The sequence below is a fragment of the Acetobacter papayae JCM 25143 genome (assembly GCF_000613285.1).
In the GTDB taxonomy this organism is placed as follows: Bacteria; Pseudomonadota; Alphaproteobacteria; order Acetobacterales; family Acetobacteraceae; genus Acetobacter; species Acetobacter papayae.
The window spans coordinates 1-1,939 of the sequence record NZ_BAIN01000140.1 but is presented as its reverse complement, the minus strand read 5'-3'; the positions used below and the strand labels follow the sequence as shown (position 1 = coordinate 1,939).

Sequence of the window (1,939 nt, the reverse complement as noted above, 5' to 3'; positions counted from 1 at the left end):
TGCCAGTGCGGCGGTCGATGTCCGGGGTGTCGGCCGGGGGAGTACGGGCGTGCTGCGAGCGGCGTATGCGCGTGATTAGCGCGGTTTCAAAGCGGATTGCTTCTTCCGGCGTATCGGGCAGAGTTATGGCCCATGTGCCGGTTTCGGTCTTGCTGGCTATTAGCTCGGGGCGGATTCCGGCGGGCTGCGCGCCCTCGACCTGCCGCCATGGAAAAGGATCAAGCCCACGCAGCCGTGCCAGCAGGTCTTTTACCGTCTGCACCGGAAGGCTGGCCACACTGGCCAGATGAGCCACCCCCCGGCTGGCCAGCAGGGCAGATGCGCCAGCACGGCCAGCATGTCGGGGTGGGCCTCCCCCTGTTCCTCAAGCTGGACATGCAGACATTCCTCCAGCGAGCGGGCGGCTACCCCGCAGGGCTCCAGCCGCAGCAGCCGCTGGCGCACCTGTTCCAGCAAGCCGGGGGGCAGGTGCGCGTTCCGGGCCACTTCGGCGGGGGGGATAGGCAGGCGGCCCTGTTCGTCCAGCGCGTCCAGAATAGCCAGTGCGCAGCGCTGTTCCAACTCGGTAGCGCGCTGGGCGGCCAGTTGGTGCAGCAGACTATAGGCGGTGGAGGGGGGCTGGGCCTCAAGTGTGTCGGCGGCATCCTGCGCAAAGCCGCTCAGCCGGGTCAGGACGGAGGGGGGAGCCCCGTCTTTCCAGTCCAGAAACGGGTTGGCGGCAATTTTCTGGTCTATGAAATCCAGCAATGCCGGGAGCGGCATTTTTAGAAGCTGGAGCGACTCTTTCATGCCCGGCGTTAGCGACAGGCGCTGGTTCTGCCCGACTTTATGCCCAAGAGCCACCACCATGGCGGGAGACTAGCAGCGCGGGCGGGCTTGTCGGGTGTTTTTGCTGTCCCGCGCTCCACGCAGGGCCGCAACGCCCCACAGGCCCAGAAACAGAAAAACAAGACCAGCGCCAAGGAGGGGAAAATGCGCGGCGGCCATATCCGCCACGGTGGCGGCCCAGTTGGGCACCCGCTCGGCAATGCCGGGCATCTGGGCCAGTTCAAGCAGGGCCACGGCAAGGGCGGCGGCGGCTGAAAGAGCCGTGACAGAAACCGTATAGCGCGCGCGGCGGCGGGCGGAGTGGGCACTCCATGTCCAAGCCCGGATCATCAGCACCGTATCGAGGCTGTCCATCAGCATCATGGCGGCGGTAAACAGCAGGGGCAGCAGCATGAGCGCCCATGTGGGGGCTGTGGCATGGCTGGATGTGGCAAGGCCCAGCAGGCCGATTTCCGTTGCCGTGTCAAAACCTAGACCGAATAGAAAGCCCAGATAATACATCTGCCGTTCATGGCGGATCATGTCGGTTACGGGGACCAGCAGGCGCATGAGCCCCCCCATGGGGCGGGGGGCTATGGAATGGCCCGCCTTGAGGCTCTGCCACTGGGTTCTGGCGGCAGCGCCATTGAGCAGCGCCATGGCCAGCAGGAAGGCAATGGAAATGCTCCCCCCCACCATACCGCCCACAAGGTGCCAGCGCTCCAGCCATGTGTGCACGGCAGGTGCAGCAGCGCGTAGGTGGCCACAATCACCACGGTGGAATGACCGAGCGAGAAAAACAGCCCCACAAGAATGGGTCTGTGATCGCGCGCCAGCAACCTGCGCGTGACGACATCAATCGCGGCGATATGGTCCGCATCCAGCGCGTGGCGCAGGCCGAATGTCCAGGCCACAAAAGCCGGGGCCAGCAGGCCGGGTGCGCCAAGGCCCTCGCAGGCGGCCAGCCCCCACAGGCCTGCATTCAGCCCGCATAGCCCCGCCATGAGGGCGAGCGATGAGCGCGCGCGCGCCATTTCAGCAGATTCTCGCAGTTGTTCGCCCGATGGCATGGTAACGGTGCGCCGCCCGCCAAACGCGTTGCGCAGCACCACGGCGGGGCCATGCGGCCCGG

At 66.0% G+C, this 1,939-nt stretch carries 4 protein-coding genes; all 4 read right to left on the bottom strand.

All coding sequences use genetic code 11. The features are described from left to right. On the bottom strand, positions 1-262 hold a 262-nt coding region (locus JCM25143_RS24945; RefSeq protein ID WP_148300160.1), incomplete at its 3' end, for a hypothetical protein. Beyond that, entirely contained in the window at positions 250-849 is a 600-nt protein-coding gene (locus JCM25143_RS24940) for an RNA polymerase factor sigma-54 (protein ID WP_025861813.1), read from the bottom strand. The genes JCM25143_RS24940 and JCM25143_RS24945, both read right to left, overlap by 13 nt. Positions 850-858: 9 nt before the next feature. After that, positions 859-1,506 carry a HoxN/HupN/NixA family nickel/cobalt transporter gene (locus JCM25143_RS21140; protein WP_081773626.1) on the bottom strand — a complete coding sequence of 216 codons (648 nt, stop codon included), beginning with the start codon at positions 1,504-1,506 and terminating at the stop codon, positions 859-861. Beyond that, a partial coding sequence (locus JCM25143_RS24935; RefSeq protein ID WP_456303618.1) for a HoxN/HupN/NixA family nickel/cobalt transporter occupies positions 1,401-1,939 on the bottom strand: 539 nt, incomplete at its 5' end. The genes JCM25143_RS21140 and JCM25143_RS24935, both read right to left, overlap by 106 nt.